Raw genomic sequence first — 19,209 nt, 5'->3', positions numbered from 1 at the left:
CATGCAGCACAGACACTACATCGACAACCAATGGCAGGCCTCGTCCTGGAGCGAGGACATCCCGGTACTGGACCCCAGTAGCGGCGCCACCTATGCCCGCATCGCCCGGGGCACCGCCGAAGATATCGACCTGGCGGTGACCGCAGCACAGCGGGCCCTGGGGGAGAACTTCGACGGCCCCTGGGGCGCTCTTTCGGCCCTGGAGCGCGGGCGCTTGCTGGCCCGTCTCGGTGCCGCGGTGCTGGAGCACCATGAGCAGTTGGCGCAGATCGAGGCCCGGGATACCGGCAAGGCGCTCAAGGTGGCCCGGGCCGATGCCACGGCCCTGGCGCGCTACTTCGAGTACTACGCCGGCGCTGCGGACAAGCTTCACGGCCAGACCTTGCCCTACCAGGCCGGTTACACCGTGCTGAGCGTGCGCGAGCCCCATGGCGTGACCGGGCACATCATTCCCTGGAACTACCCGATGCAGATCTTCGGGCGCAGCGTCGGCGCGGCCCTGGCCGCAGGCAATGCCTGCGTGATCAAGCCGGCCGAGGACGCCAGCCTGTCCCTGCTGCGGCTGGCGGAACTGGCCGCCGAGGTCGGGTTTCCCAAGGGCACGGTGAACGTGGTCAGCGGTTATGGCCATGAGGCCGGCGCAGCCCTGTGCGCTCATCCCGGGGTGGCGCATATTTCCTTCACCGGCTCCACCGGTACCGGCGCCCTGGTAGCCAAGGCCGCTGCCGAGCGCCATTGCCCGGTGACCCTGGAGCTGGGCGGCAAGTCGCCACAGATCGTCTTCGCCGACGCCGATGTGGATCGCGCATTACCGGTATTGATCAACGCCATCGTGCAGAACTGCGGGCAAACCTGCTCCGCCGGCAGTCGCCTGCTGGTGGAGCGCAGCCTCTACGAGCCGCTGCTGGAGCGCCTGGCCCAGGGTTTCAGCCAGTTGCGCGCCGGCCCCTCGGAGCTGGACCTGGACATGGGGCCGCTGATCAACCAGAAGCAGCTGCGACAGGTACGTGAGTTCGTGCGCGAAGCCGAGGCCGCGGGGATTCCGGTGGCGGCCCGTGGCGTGGTAGTGCCCGAGGCGGGCAATGCTGGTTTCTTCCAGCAGGCCGTGCTGTTTCGCGATGTACCGGCCGACAGCCGCCTGGCCCGGGAGGAGGTCTTCGGCCCGGTGCTGGCGGTCATGCCTTTCGAGGACGAGGCCCATGCCATCCGATTGGCCAACGACAGCGCCTTCGGCCTGGTGGCGGGGGTCTGGACCCGTGATGGCGCGCGCCAGATGCGCATGGCCCACAAGCTGCGCTGTGGCCAGGTGTTCATCAACAACTATGGCGCCGGCGGTGGCGTCGAGTTGCCCTTCGGAGGGGTCAAGGCCAGCGGTTATGGCCGGGAAAAGGGCTTCGAGGCACTGCTGGGCTTCACCACCTTGAAGACCATCGCTATCCGTCACGACTGAAAGCCGCCACCGCGGCAGACAACAACAAGATCAGGAGTCACTCCCATGCGTCTAGCCAACAAGACAGCCATCGTCACCGGCGCCGGTTCCGGTTTCGGCGAAGGCATCGCCAAGACCTTCGCCCAGCAAGGGGCGCAAGTGATCGTCGCCGACTTGAATGCCACGGGCGGCCAACGAGTGGCGGACGAGATCCGTGCCGCCGGGGGCCAGGCCCATTTTGTCCAGGTCAATGTGGCCGAGGATGCCAGCGTCGCTGCGCTGTTGCGCGACACCCTGGAGCAGTACGGGGGCCTGGATATCGTGGTCAACAACGCCGGCACCACCCACCGCAACCGGCCGATGCTGGAGGTGGACGAGGCCGAGTTCGACCGGGTGTTCGCGGTCAACGTCAAAAGCATCTTCCTGAGTGCCAGGCACTTCGTCCCGCATTTTCGTGGGCAGGGTGGCGGGGTGTTCGTCAACATTGCCTCCACCGCGGCGGTCCGGCCACGGCCCGGGCTGGTCTGGTACAACGGCAGCAAGGGCGCGGTGGTGGTGATCAGCAAGACCATGGCCGCCGAGTTGGGGCCGGACAATATCCGGGTCAATTGCGTCAACCCGGTGGTCGGTGCCACGGCGTTGCTCAGTGAGTTCATGGGCGTGCCGGACACCCCGCAGAACCGCGAGAAATTCATGGCCGGCATCCCCCTGGGACGCTTCTCCACGCCCCAGGACGTGGCCAATGCCTGCCTGTACCTGGCCAGCGATGAGGCAGCCTTCATTACCGGCACCTGCCTTGAAGTCGATGGCGGACGTTGTGTATAGAGAGCATCCGGCGGTACCAACCCAAGCTACGGAGTGCAATCGACATGTGCGGGATCGACCACAACAACCAGCCCAACACCGCGAAACTCCTCGAAGGCCTGCCCAGGAACTGGGGCAAGTGGGGGCCTGACGACGAAGTCGGCGCCCTCAATTACCTGCAGCAGGCCGAGGTGTTGCGTGGCGTTGCCGCGGTGCGCCAGGGCAAGACCTTCACCCTGCAAGTGCAGATCGGCCATCCAGGTGGCGACCCGATGTGGCCGGCGCGCAGTCCGTCCATGCGCTTCAACACCCTGGACCGCAGCCACTACCAGGCCGGCAAGCAGCCCTCGATGACTGGTGGCGCCGAGTACTGCGACGATGTGATCTTCATGCAGTTGCAAGGCTCGACCCAGTACGACGCCCTGGGGCATGCCTGGTACGACAACCAGTTGTGGAACGGCTACGACGCCAATACCACGGTGGGTGGGATGGCCAAGGCCAGCGTACTGCCGATCGCCGAACGCGGGGTGGTGGGGCGAGCGGTGCTGATCGACATGGCCCGTCATCGGGGCAAGAAGTACCTGGGCCGTGGGGAGACCTTCGACCATCGGGACCTGATGGCCGCGGCCAAGGCCCAGGGAGTGGCCATCGAGAAGCGCGACATCCTGATCATTCGCACCGGCTCCATGGGTGCCTTCTACGAGTACGGCAAGACTGAGTTCTTCAAGGACCTGGTGGAGCCGGGGCTGACCTACAGTCGCGAGCTGGTGGAGTGGTTCGACCAGATGGAGATCCCCAACCTGGTGACCGATACCATCGCCAACGAGGTGATCACCGATCCGTCGTCGGGGGTGCAGATCCCGCTGCACTGTGCATTGATGCGCAACCTGGGTATCGCCTTCACCGAGATCGTGCTGCTCGAGGACCTGGCCGAGGACTGCGCGGCCGATGGCCAGTGGACCTTCCTCTACACCGCCGCGCCGTTGAAGATCGTCGGTGGCAGCGGGGCCCCGGTGAACCCGGTGGTGATCAAGTAGAGGGGCACGCAGGAGCGCGAGGCCGATAGCCTGCTGGAATCCGGGCGGCCAAAGGGGTTACCCTGCCGCCCGTTTTCCACGCTCGATATGGACCTTCGACCTCCCGTGACCGATATCTCCTCGCCAGGCTGTCCTTACTGTTCTTCCTCCGATCATGAAAGCGCCTACCGGGCCGTCCTCGACACCCTGCAGATCATGGGTGCCCACCCCGAGGCCGATGAGGACAGGATCGTCGAGTTGCTACAGGAGCGTGGCTACTCGCCGAGCGTTGCCGAAAAGCTCAATGTCTTCGTGCCCACGGCCCTGGGCTGGCCACTGCTCAAGCGCCTGGGCGTGGAGCCTTTCGGTGGCTACTTCATCGCTTATGACGAGGCTGATGAAGAGGTACAGATCCCGGTGTCCAGCCAGCACTACTTCATCGCCGCATTGAAGCTGGCTTACTGCACGCTGGAGCACGGCTACAGCGAAGACTTGCCGCTCCAGGTCTATGAGCACGTCATCGGGCGCAGTGCCGAAATCAACGCCGTGAACAAGGCCCTGGCCCAGGACGTGAGTGTAGAGGGGGGCACGCTCGGGCCGTTGAAGGTACTGCGCATTCGCGCCAGCGACCTGCTGGACACGGTAGTCGGCTGACACGGGACTGGCGCCTGGGCAGGCTCAGGGTTACCCTGCCGCCCGTTTTCCACGACCGATATGGACCTTCGACCTCCCATGACCGATACCTGCCCACCAGATTGCGCCCATTGTTCTCCCGACGTCGATCATGAAACCGCCCACCAGGCGGTGCTCGATGCCCTGAGCGTCATTGCGGCCCACCCCGAGGCCGATGAGGACAGGATCGTCGAGTTGCTGCAGGAGCGTGGCTATTCGCCAATCGTTGCCGAGAAGCTCAATGCCTTCGTGCCTGCGGCCCTGAGCTGGCCAATGCTCAAGCGCTTGGGCGTGGAGTCTTTCGTCGGACACTTCATCGCCTATGACGATAACGATGAAGAAGTGCGGATCCCGGTCTCCAGCCAGCATTACTTCACCGCCGCGCTGACGCTGGCCTACTGGACCGTCGAGCAGGGATTCACCGATGAGTTGCCACGTAGCACTTACCAGATGATTGCCGGCCGTAGCGCCGAGATGGATGCGGTGGACCGGATCTTGACGCAGGGCGGCACGGTGGAAGGGGCGACGGTGGGCCCGTTGCAGTTGCTGCGCATCAGCGCCAGCGACATGCTGGCCTAGGCATTCAACTGATGAAGATGATCTTGGATACCAGCTCCGCGCTGTTCTTGGCCTGAAGCTTCTTCATCAGCCGGGCGCGGTGCACCTCCACGGTACGGTGGGAGATACCCAGCTTGCGTGCGATTTCCTTGCAGGTCAGGCCGTTGACGATATGCAGCGAGATCTCTCGCTCGCGGGGGGTCAACTGGATCGTCGGCGCCGGCTGGCGATCCAGGCGCTCGAAATGCCAGACCATCAGCTTGAACGGGTCTTGTGGGGTCAGGGAAAAGCCGTGGGCCCGGGCCCAGAACACCTCGCCATTGCGGTGCTGCATGAAGCGTTCGTCGGAGTACGAGGCACTGGGGCCGTTGCGCAGCCAGTGTTCGCTGCGCTCGCCAATGCTCTGGTAATCGGCCTGGGAGGGGTACAGCAATAGGGTCAGGTGATTCTGCAGGTACTTGCGCTCATAACCGAACAGGCGCTCGAAGGCCTGGTTGCAATCGAGCATGTGCCGGTGCCCGGTGATCAGTTGCGGTGCCGGCGAGACCTGGAAGGCCAGGCACTCAAGATCCTGGAGTTGTTGGGCATGTACGGTCATTGGGCATCCTGCCTCGTGGTCATTGAGACGCTCTGGTACGTGTAGGTACTACTTACTGATGTACGTAGTTGCCCCAACTAGCGTGTGATTCGGGCGCTGGATCATTGTATGGAATACCTGCTTCAAGGACAGAAGAAAATCACCATGACCCATGATTCCGTATCCATTGTCGCTGCCGCCCACAGCCCATTTGGGCGCCTGGATGGCATCAATCTCGAGGACCTGATCGTCAAGGTCACCCGTGACGCCCTGGCGGACGCCGCCATCGATGCCGCCGAGATCGACGCCCTGTTTCTCGGTCACTTCAATTCCGGCCTGGCGGCCGACGGTTTTGCCGCATCGCTGATGCTCCAGGCCGATCCGCAATTGCGCTTCAAGCCTGCGACCCGCTGCGAGAACGCCTGTGCCTCGGGGTCGGCGGCGATCCAGGCCGGGATCAATGCAATCCGCAGTGGCGCGGCAGAACTGGTGCTGGTGGTCGGCGCAGAGAAAATGACCAGCAACAGCACCGCCGACGTGACCCGGGCCCTGGCGGGTGCCGGCTACCAGCACGATGAGCGGGAGGCCGGCCTGAGCTTTGCGCAGCTCTTTGGCCAAGTGGCCCAGCAGTATGCCGAGCGCTATCACAGCCCACTGGCCTCGATGGCGGCGATCGCGGTGAAGAACCATGCCAATGCGATGTCCAATCCCTTGGCGCAGATGCACCGGGTCATGGACTTCGAGCATTGCAACAACATCTCCCAGAGCAACCCGGTGATCGCCCAGCCCCTGCGGCTTACCGACTGCTCGCTGATCAGCGACGGTGCGGCGGCGGTCATCCTGGCCTCGCCACGGCGCGCGCGTTCCATGCAACGCCAGGTAGCGATCCGGGCCATGACCCAGGTGAACGATTTCCTGCCCCTGTCGAGCCGCGACGTCCTGGCCTTCGAAGGGCCGCAACGGGCTATCCACGGCGCTATGCGCGAAGCGGGAGTGACCCTGGGCGACCTGAGCTTTGCCGAGGTGCATGACTGCTTCACCATTGCCGAGCTGCTGATCTACGAAGCCATGGGCCTGGCGCCCAAGGGCGAAGGGCATCGAGCCCTGGATGACGGCACCGTACGCCACGGCGGTCGCCTGCCGGTGAACCTGTCCGGCGGCCTCAAGGCCAAGGGGCATCCAGTGGGAGCCACCGGCGTATCGATGCATGCCCTGGGCTTTCGCCAACTGATCGGCCAGCCCATTGGCCTGGGTGTCCCCCGGGCCGAGTTCGGCTTGCTGTTCAACATGGGAGGCATGGCGGTGGCCAACTATGCCTCGGTCCTGCAAGCCGTCCGGGCCTGAGGATGAACATCGCCCATTGGTTGCTCGACGCAGCCCAACGCTGGCCGCAGCGCGCGGCACTGTTCGACGGCAACCGCCAGGTGGCCGACTACCAGGCATTTGCCACACGGGTTCGCCAGCGGGCATTGCAGCTGCGCCACGAGCAGGGCATCGCCCCGGGAGACCGGGTGGCGTTGCTGATGAAAAACAGCTGCGACTACCTGGAACTGCTCTATGCCATCTGGTGGAGCGGGGCGGTAGCGGTGCCGATCAACAGCAAGCTGCACGGCCTGGAAGCGGCCTGGATCGCGGGCAATGCCGGCGCCCGGTTGATCTATACCGATGACGGCCAGGTCTTCGGCTCGGGAAACCTGCCCGGCGACTGTCGCGAGATCTGCGGCTACGAGCTGTCGGCTGCTCCTGAGTCCGCAGTGGCGGAACTGGCGCAGCCATGGCCACGCCAGGACACGGACCTGGCCTGGTTGTTCTATACCTCCGGCACCACCGGTCGCTCCAAGGGCGTGATGCTGTCCCACGGCAACCTGATGGCCATGTCGCTGTGCTACCCGCTGGATGTCGATCCTGTGGATGGCGGCGATGCGGTGGTGTATGCCGCGCCGATGTCCCATGGCGCCGGGCTCTACAACTTCATTCATGTGCGCTGTGGTGCCCGGCACGTATTGCCGGCGTCGCGGGGGTTCCAGGCAGCGGAGCTGTTCGAGCTGGCGCAGGAGCTGGGACCGGTCAGCCTGTTCGCCGCGCCGACCATGGTCAAGCGCATGGTGGAGCAGGCCCGGCAGCAGGGGTATGCCGGCGAGGGGATCAAGACCATCGTCTACGGCGGCGCTCCCATGTACCTGGCAGACCTGGACCAGGCCCTGGAAACCTTCGGCCCGCGCCTGGTGCAGATCTACGGCCAGGGCGAGTGTCCGATGAGCATCAGTGCCCTGGCCCGGGAGGCCATCGCCGACCGTGACAATCCCGACTGGCCGGCCATTGCGGCTTCCGTGGGCCGCGCGCAGTCTTGCGTTGAGGTGCAGGTGATCAACGCCCAGGGGCGTGTGTTGGCACCAGGCGAAGCGGGGGAAATCGCCGTGCGAGGCGCCCCGGTGATGCTCGGCTACTGGGACAATCCCCAAGCCACCCAGGCGGCCCTGGTGGGTGGCTGGCTGCTCACCGGCGATATCGGCTTCCTGGATACCCGGGGCTACCTGACCCTGACCGATCGCTCCAAGGACGTGATCATCTCCGGGGGCAGCAATATCTATCCACGGGAAGTGGAAGAGGTGCTGGTCCAGCACCCCGAGGTGTTCGAAGCCTGCGTGGTGGGCGAAGCGGATGCCCACTGGGGGGAGTCGGTGGTGGCCTTCGTGGTCCTGCGTTCCCCTGGAAGCCTCGACTCCCAGGCACTTAACGAGTGGTTCCTGGCGCATATGGCGTCGTTCAAGAAACCGAAGAAATACCTGTTTTGCACCGAGTTGCCGAAGAACAGCTACGGCAAGATTCTCAAGACCCATTTGCGCCAGAGCTTGCAAGACCCAGTGGAGGTCGGCAACCTCTGAACCGTTTTTCCATGGAAGCAGTACAACAGGAGTTCCCAGCATGGGCTTGTCACACACCAACCCCCAGCGCCAGCGGCGCCGGGCCTTTATCGGCGCGACTTCCGGCCACTTGATCGAGTGGTACGACTATGGCGTCTACGGCTTCCTGGCCGTGTATATCGGCAAGGCGTTCTTCGTCTCCGATGATCCCTCCAGCAGCCTGCTGGCCAGTTTTGCCGCCTTTGCCCTGAGCTTTTTCATCCGTCCCCTGGGCGGCCTGTTCTTTGGTCCCCTGGCAGACAAGATCGGCCGGCGCCGGACCCTGATCACCGTGCTGGTGATGATGGCCGGCTCCACCTGCCTGCTGGGCCTGTTACCGACCTATGCCAGCATCGGCATCGCCGCACCGATCATCCTGATTCTGGTTCGCTGTGTGCAGGGGTTCTCCGCCGGCGGCGAGATCGGCACCATCACCAGTTTCATTGCCGAATACGCCGGCCCCGGACGCCGGGGCTTCGCCACCTGCTGGCTGATGGTCACTGCGGTGCTCGGCCTGCTCCTGGGCGGCGCGGTGGCCAATGGCATGACCTGGGTCCTGGGCGCCGAACTGATGCAGGACTGGGGATGGCGAATCCCGTTCCTGGTCGCCGGGCCGCTGGGTTTCATCTCCATGTACATCCGCCTGAAGCTGGAAGACAGCCCGGAGTTCCTGGCCCTGGTACATGCCGGAGAGACCTCCAAGGCACCCTTGCGCGAAGTCTGGCAGTGGAAGCGCTCGATCGCCCTGGTGTTCTTCATCATTACCTTGCATAGCTCGATCTTCTACCTGGTGCTGACCTTCGCCTCGACCTACATGTCCAACACCCTCAAGTTCGACAGTGGCACCACCTTGCTCTATGTGTTCGTCGCCAGCCTTTCGGCGGCGGTGGTGATGCCCTTTGGCGGCGCGTTCACCGATCGCTATGGGCGCAAGCCGTTCTTGATGGTGATCGGTGTCCTGGCGACCCTGGCCATGTACTGGTTCTTCAAGGTCGCGCCCACTGCCACGCCGGCCACGCTGTTCTGGCCACTGATGGCGGTGGCGATCCTGTTCGGACTCTATGCGTCCTCGACCTATGCCCTGATGAGCGAACTGCTGCCGACCCGCATTCGCTCCACCGGTATTGCCGTGGCCTACAACATCCCTGTCGCCGCGTTCGGTGGCAGTGCTCCACTGATTTCCACCTGGCTGATCAAGCTCACCGGTGATATCTCCTCGCCCTGGTACTTCTATGTAGCCACTGGGGTCGCGTCGCTGCTGGCCCTGGTGGTGCTGCGCAAGGAGGACTTCGTGGCTTGCAGCCGCGACGCTCGGCACCAGGAACTCCCAGCGTCACCGCTGCTGGCCAATCCATAACCACGCGCCCGCCCTGGCGCTCGCACCTGGGCCTTCCACCCACCTGGTCCCGTCATGCCTGCAAGGCCCTTTTTCGGGCCTTGCAGCGGATACCCGGCCGGTGCTTCGCTGGGGGGCTGGACACATCCTTCGATCTGCCCAGGCCTGTCTTTGCGTCGGCCCGCCATGGGCACTGGCAGCATCAGGCCCGCACGTCGCGGCCTGTCGGCAAGCTCACGGTATTGGTTTAAGGTAAGCGGCGGCACTGGATGCGTCCCGGGGTGCATCCCAGGCGCGACAGCCCGAGTAGTCCAGCCAGGGACCGGCCTTGAATCCCCATCTCTTTCAGTTCTCCAGCCAGGCCTATGCGCCCGCACACCGCTTCGACATGTGGCGCGAGGAGGTCAATGCGATCTTCCAGATCAGCATCGAGCAGGCGCTGGCCTCGCGCTTCAACTACCAGTTGAGCACCGGCTACGTGGGCTCGATTCTTGTGGGTTGTGGTACCTGGGCCGGTGCTGGCGAGCCAGTGGCCTATGGCGTCCGCCGCCCGCAGCAGATGATTCGCCGCGATGGCCTGGACCACCTGTACCTCTGCCTGGGATTGAATCATTCGTTGCACGGCATGGCTGGCCGGACCCCATTGCAGGCCGGGCCTTCGAGCATCTATGTGCTGGACCTGGCCCGGGAGCTGGACTCGCAGATCATTGCAGGCGACACGGTGATCCTGACCCTGGCCCGGGACCTGCTCAGCCCACGCCTGCGTGCGGCCAACCTGCACGGCAGCCTGGTCCAGGGCCCCTTGGGCAGCCTACTGGGTGACTACCTGCGTAGCTTGCGTCGGCAGTTGCCGCTGCTGCGTGGCGAGGAGCTGGTGGAGGTCGAGCAGGCGACCCTGGCCATGGTCACGGCGGCGCTGGCGCCCAGTGCCGCGACCCTGGCAGAGGCCCAAGCCCCGATCAACCATACGCTGGTGCAGCGGGTACGACGTTTCATCGAGGCACACTTGCGTTCCCCCGAGCTCACCCCATCGCTGGTCTGTCGCGAAGTCGGTATCTCCAGGGCCCAGCTGTACCGCTTGTTCGCCCAGGAGGCCGGAGTGGTGGCCTACATCCAGCAATGCCGCCTGGACCGGGTGCGGCGCATCCTGGAAAGCCCCCTTGGCGCCCACCAGCGCATTTCGACCCTGGCCTTCGACCATGGCTTCAAGAGTGAGTCGCACTTCAGCCGGGTGTTTCGCCAGGCCTTCGGCTATTCACCCCGGGATGCCCGCGACCGGCGCCCGGCCACGCTACCTGCCAAGGCTGGAGCCGTGAGCGTCGAAGGTCCGGGGTCGCTGCTCGAGGTCCTTGACCGACTCGACACCCAGGTGCGTTTGAGACGCTGAGCACAGTGTTGGAGACCCACAGGTCAATCGGCCCCGGTGGCCGCTGATAGCATCTTTTTCGCCCATTTCCAGGCCGAGCCGCGCGAGCGGTCGACCGCGAAAGGAATCCCCTGGACGAGCCACTCATGGGACATGAGGGCTCCTGGATACGTGAAGAGGATGTTATGAAACTTCGACTGATGTGCATCGCGACCCTGGCCCTGGTCTCTGCGTGCAACGGCAATGGCGGGCTGAATCTCCCCGGCCTGGCCCAGGGCCAAGGTCCCCAGGCGCAGATCTATGACGCTTCGTTCGCCAAGCGCAACTTCGTGGTGGGCAAGACTTCGCCGGACGATGTGCAGCGCCTGTGCGGCGATACCCCGGAAAAACGCTACGCCTCCGATGGCACCGAGTACTGGACCTACCGCAGCGATGCGAACGGCGGCTACGCACCGGGACGCTCGACCATGCAGCAGATGCTCGCCAAGGCCTGGAGCCATGTGCCGTCCAACGAAGTGACCGGCGCTGCAGCCAACGAATACAACCTGGCCACGGGCGGCAATGGCGTGGTCAATGGCATGACCAACCAACTGATGGGCAAGCCCAGCGGCCCGGCGCACATGCTGCAGCTGTACTTCAAGCAGGGCGTGTTGCAGTCCTACAGCTTGAATTGAAATCGCTGCTTGCCAGGATGCTCCACGGGTGAATTATCATACGCTGTATGTTTATTCCCGGGAGGCACTGCGACATGGCATTCGGCAAGGTATTCATCGCCACTTCGGTAGACGGGTTCATCGCCCGCGACGATGGCCGCATCGACTGGCTGCCACCCGGCGAGCCCGGGGAAGACTATGGCTATGCGGCTTTCATGGCCTCGGTGGATGGCATCGTCATGGGGCGTGGCACCTACGACACGGTGCTGGGGTTCGAGCCCTGGCCGTTCACCAAACCGGTGGTGGTGATGAGCCGCACCCTGGACCCCGCCGATGTGCCGGAGCACCTGGCTGATCGGCTGCGCATCAGTGGCGCCGAGCCGGCGCACCTGGTGGCGCAGTTGCAGGCCGAGGGTTGGCGCCAGGCCTATATCGATGGCGGTACGCTGATCCGGGCTTTTCTCCGGGCGGGACTGATCGACGAGATGGTCCTGACCCGGGTGCCGGTGCTGATCGGCAGTGGCCGGCCATTGTTCGGCCTTCTGGAGCAGGACTTGCGCCTGCAGTGCCTCGACACTCGGCAATACCCCAACGGCTTGGTCAGCAGCCGCTATCGCCTGGAGCCTGCGCAGCCGGGCCACTGCCATGACTGAAACACGCAAGCGCAGCGGTCGTCCGGCTGCCGGTCATGCCCTGAGCCTGGATCAAGTGCTGGACGCCGGCCTGGAGCTGCTGGAGGAGCTTGGCGCCCAGGGATTCGGCATCAGGGCCCTGGCGCGGAAACTGGCGATTACACCGATGTCGGTGATCTACCACGTGGGCGACCAGCAACAACTGATGCAGTTGTTGGTGGAGCGGGTGCACGGCGAGCCGCTGGAGGAGCCCGCCGAATCGATGCCGGCGGTGCTGCGGGTCCAGGTATTGCTGGGGCACTACATGGCCCGGGTACGACGTTATCCGGCATTGACCCTGTGCGTATTCGGTGACCCGCGGTTGTTCGGCGGTTCGCTGTCGGCCTTCAGCGAGCGCCTGCGCCATGAAGTGCGGCAGTTCGATGCCGAGCCCGAGCTGCTGTTCGATCTGCTGGTGGACTACACCCACGGCCACGCCCTGGCGCTGGCCTTGGCCGGGGAGGGCGCGCCACCGCTTGCCGGGGCCTTCGAGGCCGGACTGCGGCGCCTGTTGCGCTGAGACCCAGGCGTGACCGGGGGCGGCCGTTCCAGGCGCCGGCGCCTGGCCTGCGCATCGATGCACTCTTCTTCACAGAAAATCACTGACTTGCGACAGATTGCAACGGATGCCCTCGGGATACTGGCCAGGCTCCGAAGGAGCATGAAGGACCGCCACGTGAGAAGAGGAAGACATCCATGCGTTCAATACTTGCAACCTTGCTGATCTCCCTGGGGAGCACGACGCTGGCCAATGCCGCGGCGACCCCGGCGTTTGACCAGGTGTTCCGTGATTTGAAACCGGACCAGCCCGGTTGCGCCGCGGGGGTCATGCGTGATGGCAAGGTCGTCTGGAGTGCCGGCTACGGCATCGCCAACCTGCAGACCGGTGCCCCGATCAGGACCGATACGCTATTCAACCTGGCGTCGGTGTCCAAGCAGTTCACCGGTTTTGCCATTCTCCAGCTCGAAGCCCAGGGGCGCCTGAGCCTGGACGATTCGATCCGGCGTTTTATCCCCGAACTACCGGCCTACGCCCAGGACATCAAGATCCGCCACCTGCTGCACCACACCTCGGGGCTACAGGACTACATGTTGCTGGCCGAGCTGTCGGGCATCGGCTATTCCGAGCCTTTCACCCAGCAGCAGGCCTTGCAGATGCTGTTCAAGCAGAACGCCACGATGTTCCCCGTCGGCGCTGAGTTCAGCTATAGCAACAGTGGCTATCTGTTGCTTTCCACCATCGCCGAGCGAGTGTCGGGGATGCCCCTGAAGGCCTACTCGCAAACCCAGATATTCAAGCCCCTGGGCATGACCCGTACGCGTATCGTCGACCAGTATCCGCTGCGACTGCCGAACCTGGCCGAGAGTTACGAGCTTGATAGCGAGACCAAGGCCTATGAGTTCGTGGATGTGCGCTGGGAGCAGACCGGTGATGGCCAGGTGCACAGCACCGTGATGGACGTGATGCGCTGGATGCGCAACCTGTCCACCGGGCAGGTAGGAGGCCGGGCGCTGGTGGGCAAAATGCGCCAGACCGAGCCGTTGGCCGACGGCGATCCCGGCTACTACGGCATGGGTGTTGGCCTCTCGCGTTATCGCGGGTTCGATGAGGTGTCCCACAGCGGTGGTTGGGCCGGCTATAACACCCATGTCGCCTGGTACCCGAAGATGGACCTGGCCACCGTGGTGCTGTGCAATTCGCCGGTCCCGGATGCTTCGGCGCGTGGCTATGCATTGATGGACACGGTACTGGGCTCGCCCAATCCGTCCCCGGGCCACGATATCCCGCCACCGGTACCCAGTATCAAGGCCGTTCCACCGGTTCCGTTGAACACCCTGGTGGCCGGTACCTACCTCGACGACTCGGGGCATCAGTTCCAGCTGCAACGCAGCGACAACCGTTTTACCCTCAATACCTTCCCCGACACGCTGGCGCTGTCCCGGCTGAGCGAGCACCTGATGGCGGCCGATAACGAAGGCTCGCCGATCTACCTGGCTGCGACTTCGGGAGCGCGCATCGTGTCCACCAACCCGGCCTCGACCTACACCCTGGCCGCTCCCTGGAAGCCCCAGGATATCCAGCGGTATGTGGGGATCTACAAGTTGCAGACCTCATCCGGGCAGCTCAAGGTCTACCCCAAGCAAGGCAAGCTCTACATTCGCATCGGCAAACACACCTATCCCATGCAGCCGCTGGCGGCAGAGCGATTCAGTGCCCAGGACCTGGGAGTGATTCGCTTCGAGCAGGATGGCCGGGTGCTGACCAGCAGCCTGGCACGCAACCTGCGGTTCGTGCGCGCCGAGGCCAAGTGATCCTGGGTATTGCCTGCTGGCGCATCCCTCAGATGCGCCGGCTGCGCACCAGCAGCCAGAGCAGGTAGAAGCCGCCCAGCAGGCCGGTCATCAGGCCGATGGGCAGGTTGACGCGCTCGGCCAGGCGCTGGCTCAGCAGATCGGCCATCAGGAGCAATACCGCACCCATCAAGGCACCGGACAGCAATGGCACCCCGCAGCCACGGGTCAGGCGCCTGGCCAGCTGCGGGCCGGCCAGGGCGATGAAGGCGATGGGGCCAGCGGCGGCGGTGGCGATGGCGGTCAAGCCGACGGCCACCAGTACCATCGTCAGCCGCGTGCGTTCCACCGCGACTCCCAGTTGGGTCGCGCTGGCATCGCCCATCTCCAGCAGGTCGACTTGTCGGGCGTGGTACAGCGCGATCGGCGCGATCGCCAGCAGGCCGATGGCGGCGGGCACCACATGGGACCAGGTACGGGTGTTGAGCGAGCCGGCCAGCCACAGCTGGGCGAACATCGCCTGGTCCAGGTTGCCGGTCACCAGCAGCAGGCTGTTCAGCCCTGAGAGGCTCGCGCCGACGCCGATCCCCACCAGTACCAGGCGGTAACCCCCGGTGGTTCCCGCCTTGCGCGCCAGCAGCACCACTGCCAATGCGGTACACAGCCCGGCAACTAGAGCGGCGAGGGCAGTCGCCAGCGGGCCGGAGTCGAACAGCATGATCTGCACGATGGCGCCGCTGGCGGCACCGGTGGTGAAGCCGATCACATCCGGCGAGCCCAGGGCATTGCGGGAAATGGACTGGAAGATTGCCCCAGCCATGCCCAGGGCCATGCCCACCAGGGTGGCCGTCAGGGTCCGGGGCAGGCGCACCCGCTGGATGACGCGTTGGGCGGTGGCGTCCTGGCCTTGACCCAGGAGGCTGGCCAGCACTTCGCCGGGGGACAGGGCCAGGCTGCCGCTGCCCAGCAACAGTGTCCAGAGCAGCAGGGCCAGTAGCACCAGGGCGCAACAGACCAGCAGCGTACGCGGTTGCCAAGCCACCGACAGCGAGCCCAGGCGCAGGGCGTGGCGGCGCATCACAGGCGGCTCAGGCGAAAGCGCCTGACCAGGACGATGAAGCACGGGCCACCCAGCAACAGGGTGATGATCCCGGCGGCCAGTTCCTGTGGCGCCACCAGCACGCGGCCGAGCATGTCGGCGGCCAGCAGCAGGCTCGCCGCCATCAGCGCCGAATAGGGCAGGATCCAGCGATAGTCCGGACCCACCAGCATCCGCGCCAGGTGCGGCGCCACCAAACCGATGAAGCCTATGGGGCCGGCCATGGCGGTGGCCGCGCCGGCCAGCAGCATCACCGCCAGGCAGGCCAGCAGCCAGGTCAGGCGCAGGTTCACGCCCAGGGCCCGGCCAAGCTCGTGGCCCAGGGCCAGGGCATTGAGCCGCGGGCCGATGGCCAGGGCCAGCCCCAGCCCGCAGGCAACGGCCATGGCCGGCAGCGGCAACAGGGCCAGGCTGGTGCTGGCCAGGGAGCCCGAGGCCCAATGACGAAAATGATCGAACACCTGCGGTGGGCAGTTGAGCACGATGATTCCCGTCAGCGAGGCCAGCATCACCGACAACCCCGCTCCGGCCAGCACCAGGCGCACGGGGTTGGTCCCGGTCTCGTGGGCCCGGCCCAGCAGGAACACCAGGGCCCCGGCCAGCCCGGCCCCGCAGAAGGCCAGCCACAGCGATTGGAGCATGCTGGTCAACTGCCCCAGCGCCACGCCGCTGATTACCGCCAGGGCCGCGCCGGCATTGATGCCCAGCAGCCCAGGTTCGGCCAGGGGATTGCGGGTTACGGCTTGCATCAGCGCTCCGGCGGTACCCAGGGCCATTCCGGCCAGTAGCGCGACCAGGGTTCGCGGCAGGCGCAGCTCATGCAGGATCAGGTGCTGGTCGTTGCTTGGATCGAAGGCGAACACAGCCTGCCAGACGACCTCCGGGGCGATGCTGCGCGAGCCGCTGGCCAAGCTCAGCAGGGCCAGGCCGGCGAGGACCGCCAGCCCGGCCAGCAGGCCCCAGCGACGAGTCTTGTGGCGCCGCGAAAGCGCCAGCGCTGGAGCAGCGCCCTGGGCGAGCAGCTCCATGGTTCAGCGAAACTGCGCGGCGACGGTATCGATCATCTGGCGCCCGGAGTAGTAGTCGATACGAAACGAACTCGGGCCCAGGGCATATACCCGCTTGTGGATCACCGCCGGCAGGTTGGCCAGCACCGGGTCGGCAAGAAACGCCTGCACATCCTGTTCATCGGCGCTGAGCAGGAACACGCTGTCGCCAGTGATGGCGGCAGGCAGGTTCTCCCGGGAGATGAACTGGAAGTCCGAGGCGCGGGTGACGCTTGCCGCCAAGGCCTCGGGCAGCGGCGCGACCTTGAACCCCAGGGCGCCGAGCAGGCGCGCCTGGGGGCTGTTCAGGCGGCCGATGGAGTAGCTGCCCGCGATGTTGTAGCCCACCACGCTGACCGGCCCCGCTGGCAGCTTGATGGCGGCGGCGGTTTGCGCGGCGTACTGGTCGAAGCGCTGGATCGCGGCCTGGGCCTGTCGCTCAAGCCCGGTGTGCCGACCCAGCTCGGTGGCGATGTCCTGCCAACTCTGGTTCGAGTAGTCCACCACCAGGGTACGGATGCCCTGGGCCTGGAGTTCGCCACGCTGGGCGATCACGCTGTCGGCTCCGGTGGCGGACAGCACCAGCAGGTCGGGATCGCTGGCGATCACTGCCTCGATGTCGAACTGCAGGTTCCGATACAGCACCTGGACCCCCCGTTGCTCGGCCACTTGCGCCCACTGGGAAAAGAACCCGCGCGAGTCGGTGAGGCGGCTGGGGGTGGCGGCGGCGCTGGCCACCAGGGGCGCCTCCATGGCCAGTAGGATCCCGGTGACGCTGGGGCTGGTGGAGACGATGCGCGCAGGCATGGCGGCAGCGGCGCAGGCCAGTTGGCTGCAAAGGGCCAGGATTGCGGCGCTGAGCAGCCGAGTGGCGAGACGTGGATTCATCATGGGTCCGTCGGGTGATGGGGTGGCAGTGGCAGGGCCTTCGGTGGAGCTTGCTGGGTCCGGATCGTATGATGCATATGATAATGCTTCTCATGCAATGCATTCCATATTGTAGAATCAATTCCGCAATTGCAACCTTTCACACCCCAGGTATCCAGGAATCTTCTTGCCCATGACTCACCGCTTGCATGCCGATGCCGTGACCTTGCGCCATGACGCGCGAATCATTTCCCAGGACCTTTCCCTGGCCATCCCCGATGGGTCGTTCACCGTCATCGTCGGTCCCAACGCCTGCGGCAAGTCCACCCTGCTGGCGGCGTTGTCGCGCTTGCTGGTCCCGGCCAAGGGCCAGGTGGTGCTCGACGGCAAGGACATTCGCCAACTGCCGGCCCGGGAGGTCGCCCGGCGCCTGGGCCTGTTGCCGCAGAGCGCCATGGCGCCGGACGGCATCACCGTGGCCGAGCTGGTGGCCCGGGGGCGTTATCCGCACCAGTCGTTCTTGCGCCAGTGGTCGCCGGACGATGAACGGGCGGTAGTGGCGGCCATGGCCGCGACCCGGGTCGACACCCTGGCCGAACGTTTGCTCGACGAGTTGTCCGGCGGCCAGCGCCAGCGAGTATGGATCGCCATGGTCCTGGCCCAGGAAACCCCGATCCTGCTGCTGGACGAGCCCACCACGTACCTGGACATCGTCCACCAGATCGAGCTGCTGGAACTGTTGGCCGAACTCAATCGCCAGGGCCGCACCATCGTCGCGGTGCTGCACGACCTGAACCAGGCCTGCCGCTATGCCAGCCACCTGATCGCCCTGCGTGACGGCGCCATCGTCGCCCAGGGCGCACCGGCACGAATCTTCACCGAGGCGCTGGTACAGGAGGTGTTCGGATTGCCTGCGCTGATCATCGCCGACCCGGTCAGCGGCACACCGCTGATGGTGCCCCTGGGCCGGGCAGGGGCACCGGACTCGTCCGGAGCCTGAGGCGGCTTCAGCGCCGAGGGGCGGGCGGCACCTGGGGCACCATGCGGCCACCGGTGGCCTGGTTCACCAGCGCGGCTTCGTGGAACAGCGCCTGGCGGTCTTCGGGGGCCTGCAGTTGCCCCAGGTCAGTGACGGTGGTCATCACGCAGACGATTTCCTGCTGGGCATCGAATACCGGCGCAGCCTGCCCGGTGACGTTGGACAGCAGGTGGCTGGTCATCTCGGCCCAGTGCGCCTGGCGCACTTGTTCCAGCACCGCGGCAGTGGGCGGCGTGCCACGAAAGTGCGCCGGCTGTTGCTTGCGTGCGGCATCGATCACGGCCTTGGGCAGGAAGGCCTGGAACACCAGGCCGCAGGCAGTGTTGTCGATGGGCAGGATGTCCCCCAGGGCCAGGGGGTTGATGGAGAAGTAGGCGCTGCGATGCCAGCGCACCAGGGTTGGTCCGCGATCGGTCCAGATCGCCACGCCACCGCTGGCCGCATGTTGCTGGGCCAGGGCCTTCATGTGCCGGGCGGCGATATCCACCGCGTCGATGCGCTTGAGTGCGCCGATGCCGATGCTCAAGGCCGCCGGCCCCAGGTCGTACAGGCCACTGGCCGGGTCCTGCTTGGCCAGGCCTTCCTTGACCAGGCTCTGCAGGTAGCGGTGCGCGGTGGAACCGCCGGTACCGGTGCGGCGCGCGACTTCCCCCAGGGCCAGCTCGCCTTCGGCGTTGGCCAGGGTATTGAGAAAGCGCGCGGCAATGGAAACCGACTGGATCACCCCGGAGCGTTTCTCCGAGGGCGGGTCCTGGGTGTCATCCAGCGGGTTCTGCGAAGTGTTCAACGGCTTGGTCTCCTCACCACTGTCCGGCTGCGGGTGTTGCGCGGATCGGGGCCGCGCGGCGGTGCCCATGATAGCGGTTCCCTGGCGTCGCCGG

General features: G+C 65.4%; 19 protein-coding genes. 14 read left to right on the top strand and 5 right to left on the bottom strand.

Features of this window, described 5'->3' with window-relative positions:
- The first annotated feature begins 1 nt into the window (after window position 1).
- The 5 genes from C4K39_RS27745 to C4K39_RS27725 all read left to right on the top strand — a co-directional run bounded on the left by C4K39_RS27745 (window position 2) and on the right by C4K39_RS27725 (window position 4,500).
- A complete protein-coding gene (locus C4K39_RS27745) occupies window positions 2-1,450 on the top strand; it encodes an aldehyde dehydrogenase family protein (RefSeq protein ID WP_068581387.1) in 1,449 nt (482 codons plus the stop codon).
- Between the two features lie 45 nt (window positions 1,451-1,495).
- On the top strand, window positions 1,496-2,254 hold the full coding sequence (locus C4K39_RS27740; protein ID WP_068581384.1) for an SDR family oxidoreductase: 759 nt from the start codon (window positions 1,496-1,498) through the stop codon (window positions 2,252-2,254).
- 44 nt (window positions 2,255-2,298) lie between these two features.
- Window positions 2,299-3,270 carry a cyclase family protein gene (locus C4K39_RS27735; RefSeq protein ID WP_068581382.1) on the top strand — a complete coding sequence of 324 codons (972 nt, stop codon included), beginning with the start codon at window positions 2,299-2,301 and terminating at the stop codon, window positions 3,268-3,270.
- 105 nt (window positions 3,271-3,375) lie between these two features.
- The gene (locus C4K39_RS27730) at window positions 3,376-3,903 is read left to right on the top strand and encodes a hypothetical protein (protein WP_225926513.1); all 528 of its coding nucleotides are present in this window, start codon (window positions 3,376-3,378) and stop codon (window positions 3,901-3,903) included.
- A 78-nt stretch (window positions 3,904-3,981) separates the two neighbouring features.
- Window positions 3,982-4,500 carry a hypothetical protein gene (locus tag C4K39_RS27725; RefSeq protein ID WP_124347959.1) on the top strand — a complete coding sequence of 173 codons (519 nt, stop codon included), beginning with the start codon at window positions 3,982-3,984 and terminating at the stop codon, window positions 4,498-4,500.
- Between the two features lie 4 nt (window positions 4,501-4,504).
- Here the strand turns inward: C4K39_RS27725 and C4K39_RS27720 are convergent, their stop codons facing one another.
- Complete coding sequence (locus tag C4K39_RS27720) at window positions 4,505-5,077, bottom strand: LuxR C-terminal-related transcriptional regulator (RefSeq protein ID WP_124347958.1); 573 nt, start codon at window positions 5,075-5,077, stop codon at window positions 4,505-4,507.
- A gap of 144 nt (window positions 5,078-5,221) precedes the next feature.
- Between C4K39_RS27720 and C4K39_RS27715 the strand changes: the two genes are divergently transcribed.
- The 8 genes from C4K39_RS27715 to C4K39_RS27680 all read left to right on the top strand — a co-directional run bounded on the left by C4K39_RS27715 (window position 5,222) and on the right by C4K39_RS27680 (window position 14,298).
- Window positions 5,222-6,400 (top strand): acetyl-CoA acetyltransferase, encoded by a 1,179-nt coding sequence (locus C4K39_RS27715; RefSeq protein ID WP_124348420.1) that lies wholly within the window; start codon window positions 5,222-5,224, stop codon window positions 6,398-6,400.
- 2 nt (window positions 6,401-6,402) lie between these two features.
- A complete protein-coding gene (locus C4K39_RS27710) occupies window positions 6,403-7,941 on the top strand; it encodes a class I adenylate-forming enzyme family protein (protein ID WP_068581367.1) in 1,539 nt (512 codons plus the stop codon).
- 40 nt (window positions 7,942-7,981) lie between these two features.
- On the top strand, window positions 7,982-9,316 hold the full coding sequence (locus tag C4K39_RS27705; protein ID WP_068581364.1) for an MFS transporter: 1,335 nt from the start codon (window positions 7,982-7,984) through the stop codon (window positions 9,314-9,316).
- Window positions 9,317-9,623: 307 nt separating this feature from the next.
- Window positions 9,624-10,682: a helix-turn-helix domain-containing protein gene (locus tag C4K39_RS27700; protein ID WP_124347957.1), complete on the top strand. Its 1,059-nt coding sequence runs from the start codon at window positions 9,624-9,626 to the stop codon at window positions 10,680-10,682.
- Window positions 10,683-10,846: 164 nt separating this feature from the next.
- The gene (locus C4K39_RS27695) at window positions 10,847-11,335 is read left to right on the top strand and encodes a hypothetical protein (RefSeq protein ID WP_124347956.1); all 489 of its coding nucleotides are present in this window, start codon (window positions 10,847-10,849) and stop codon (window positions 11,333-11,335) included.
- A 74-nt stretch (window positions 11,336-11,409) separates the two neighbouring features.
- Window positions 11,410-11,967 carry a dihydrofolate reductase family protein gene (locus C4K39_RS27690; protein WP_068581358.1) on the top strand — a complete coding sequence of 186 codons (558 nt, stop codon included), beginning with the start codon at window positions 11,410-11,412 and terminating at the stop codon, window positions 11,965-11,967.
- Complete coding sequence (locus C4K39_RS27685; protein WP_124347955.1) at window positions 11,960-12,505, top strand: TetR/AcrR family transcriptional regulator; 546 nt, start codon at window positions 11,960-11,962, stop codon at window positions 12,503-12,505. The genes C4K39_RS27690 and C4K39_RS27685 overlap by 8 nt, the downstream gene beginning before the upstream one ends.
- A 176-nt stretch (window positions 12,506-12,681) precedes the next feature.
- A complete protein-coding gene (locus C4K39_RS27680) occupies window positions 12,682-14,298 on the top strand; it encodes a serine hydrolase domain-containing protein (protein WP_124347954.1) in 1,617 nt (538 codons plus the stop codon).
- A gap of 28 nt (window positions 14,299-14,326) precedes the next feature.
- Here the strand turns inward: C4K39_RS27680 and C4K39_RS27675 are convergent, their stop codons facing one another.
- The 3 genes from C4K39_RS27675 to fepB are packed head-to-tail and all read right to left on the bottom strand — an operon-like array spanning window position 14,327 to window position 17,313.
- Window positions 14,327-15,355 (bottom strand): FecCD family ABC transporter permease, encoded by a 1,029-nt coding sequence (locus C4K39_RS27675; RefSeq protein ID WP_437179342.1) that lies wholly within the window; start codon window positions 15,353-15,355, stop codon window positions 14,327-14,329.
- On the bottom strand, window positions 15,355-16,404 hold the full coding sequence (locus tag C4K39_RS27670) for a FecCD family ABC transporter permease (protein ID WP_124347952.1): 1,050 nt from the start codon (window positions 16,402-16,404) through the stop codon (window positions 15,355-15,357). Before C4K39_RS27670 ends, C4K39_RS27675 begins: the two co-directional genes overlap by 1 nt.
- Before the next feature lie 3 nt (window positions 16,405-16,407).
- Window positions 16,408-17,313, bottom strand: coding sequence for a Fe2+-enterobactin ABC transporter substrate-binding protein (fepB, locus tag C4K39_RS27665; RefSeq protein WP_068581344.1), 906 nt, complete (start codon window positions 17,311-17,313; stop codon window positions 16,408-16,410).
- 169 nt (window positions 17,314-17,482) lie between these two features.
- Here fepB and C4K39_RS27660 point away from each other — a divergent pair, with 169 nt between their 5' ends.
- A complete protein-coding gene (locus C4K39_RS27660; RefSeq protein WP_124347951.1) occupies window positions 17,483-18,289 on the top strand; it encodes an ABC transporter ATP-binding protein in 807 nt (268 codons plus the stop codon).
- 7 nt (window positions 18,290-18,296) lie between these two features.
- On the opposite strand, the gene C4K39_RS27655 is transcribed toward C4K39_RS27660, so the two are convergent.
- The gene (locus C4K39_RS27655; protein ID WP_031320051.1) at window positions 18,297-19,115 is read right to left on the bottom strand and encodes an IclR family transcriptional regulator; all 819 of its coding nucleotides are present in this window, start codon (window positions 19,113-19,115) and stop codon (window positions 18,297-18,299) included.
- Window positions 19,116-19,209 lie beyond the last annotated feature (94 nt).

This window comes from Pseudomonas sessilinigenes, from assembly GCF_003850565.1.
Taxonomy (GTDB): domain Bacteria; phylum Pseudomonadota; class Gammaproteobacteria; order Pseudomonadales; family Pseudomonadaceae; genus Aquipseudomonas; species Aquipseudomonas sessilinigenes.
The sequence above is the reverse complement of the archived record's forward strand: the minus strand, read 5'-3'. Positions and strand labels throughout refer to the sequence as shown.

Coding starts and splice junctions, on each gene's coding strand:
- C4K39_RS27715 (WP_124348420.1), top strand. CDS start 5,222: ATGACCCATGATTCCGTATCCATTGTCGCTGCCGCCCACAGCCCATTT.
- C4K39_RS27705 (WP_068581364.1), top strand. CDS start 7,982: ATGGGCTTGTCACACACCAACCCCCAGCGCCAGCGGCGCCGGGCCTTT.
- C4K39_RS27690 (WP_068581358.1), top strand. CDS start 11,410: ATGGCATTCGGCAAGGTATTCATCGCCACTTCGGTAGACGGGTTCATC.
- C4K39_RS27670 (WP_124347952.1), bottom strand. CDS start 16,404: ATGGAGCTGCTCGCCCAGGGCGCTGCTCCAGCGCTGGCGCTTTCGCGG.
- C4K39_RS27735 (WP_068581382.1), top strand. CDS start 2,299: ATGTGCGGGATCGACCACAACAACCAGCCCAACACCGCGAAACTCCTC.
- C4K39_RS27710 (WP_068581367.1), top strand. CDS start 6,403: ATGAACATCGCCCATTGGTTGCTCGACGCAGCCCAACGCTGGCCGCAG.
- C4K39_RS27680 (WP_124347954.1), top strand. CDS start 12,682: ATGCGTTCAATACTTGCAACCTTGCTGATCTCCCTGGGGAGCACGACG.
- C4K39_RS27725 (WP_124347959.1), top strand. CDS start 3,982: ATGACCGATACCTGCCCACCAGATTGCGCCCATTGTTCTCCCGACGTC.
- C4K39_RS27675 (WP_437179342.1), bottom strand. CDS start 15,355: ATGCGCCGCCACGCCCTGCGCCTGGGCTCGCTGTCGGTGGCTTGGCAA.
- C4K39_RS27745 (WP_068581387.1), top strand. CDS start 2: ATGCAGCACAGACACTACATCGACAACCAATGGCAGGCCTCGTCCTGG.
- C4K39_RS27685 (WP_124347955.1), top strand. CDS start 11,960: ATGACTGAAACACGCAAGCGCAGCGGTCGTCCGGCTGCCGGTCATGCC.
- C4K39_RS27695 (WP_124347956.1), top strand. CDS start 10,847: ATGAAACTTCGACTGATGTGCATCGCGACCCTGGCCCTGGTCTCTGCG.
- C4K39_RS27660 (WP_124347951.1), top strand. CDS start 17,483: ATGACTCACCGCTTGCATGCCGATGCCGTGACCTTGCGCCATGACGCG.
- C4K39_RS27740 (WP_068581384.1), top strand. CDS start 1,496: ATGCGTCTAGCCAACAAGACAGCCATCGTCACCGGCGCCGGTTCCGGT.
- fepB (WP_068581344.1), bottom strand. CDS start 17,313: ATGATGAATCCACGTCTCGCCACTCGGCTGCTCAGCGCCGCAATCCTG.
- C4K39_RS27720 (WP_124347958.1), bottom strand. CDS start 5,077: ATGACCGTACATGCCCAACAACTCCAGGATCTTGAGTGCCTGGCCTTC.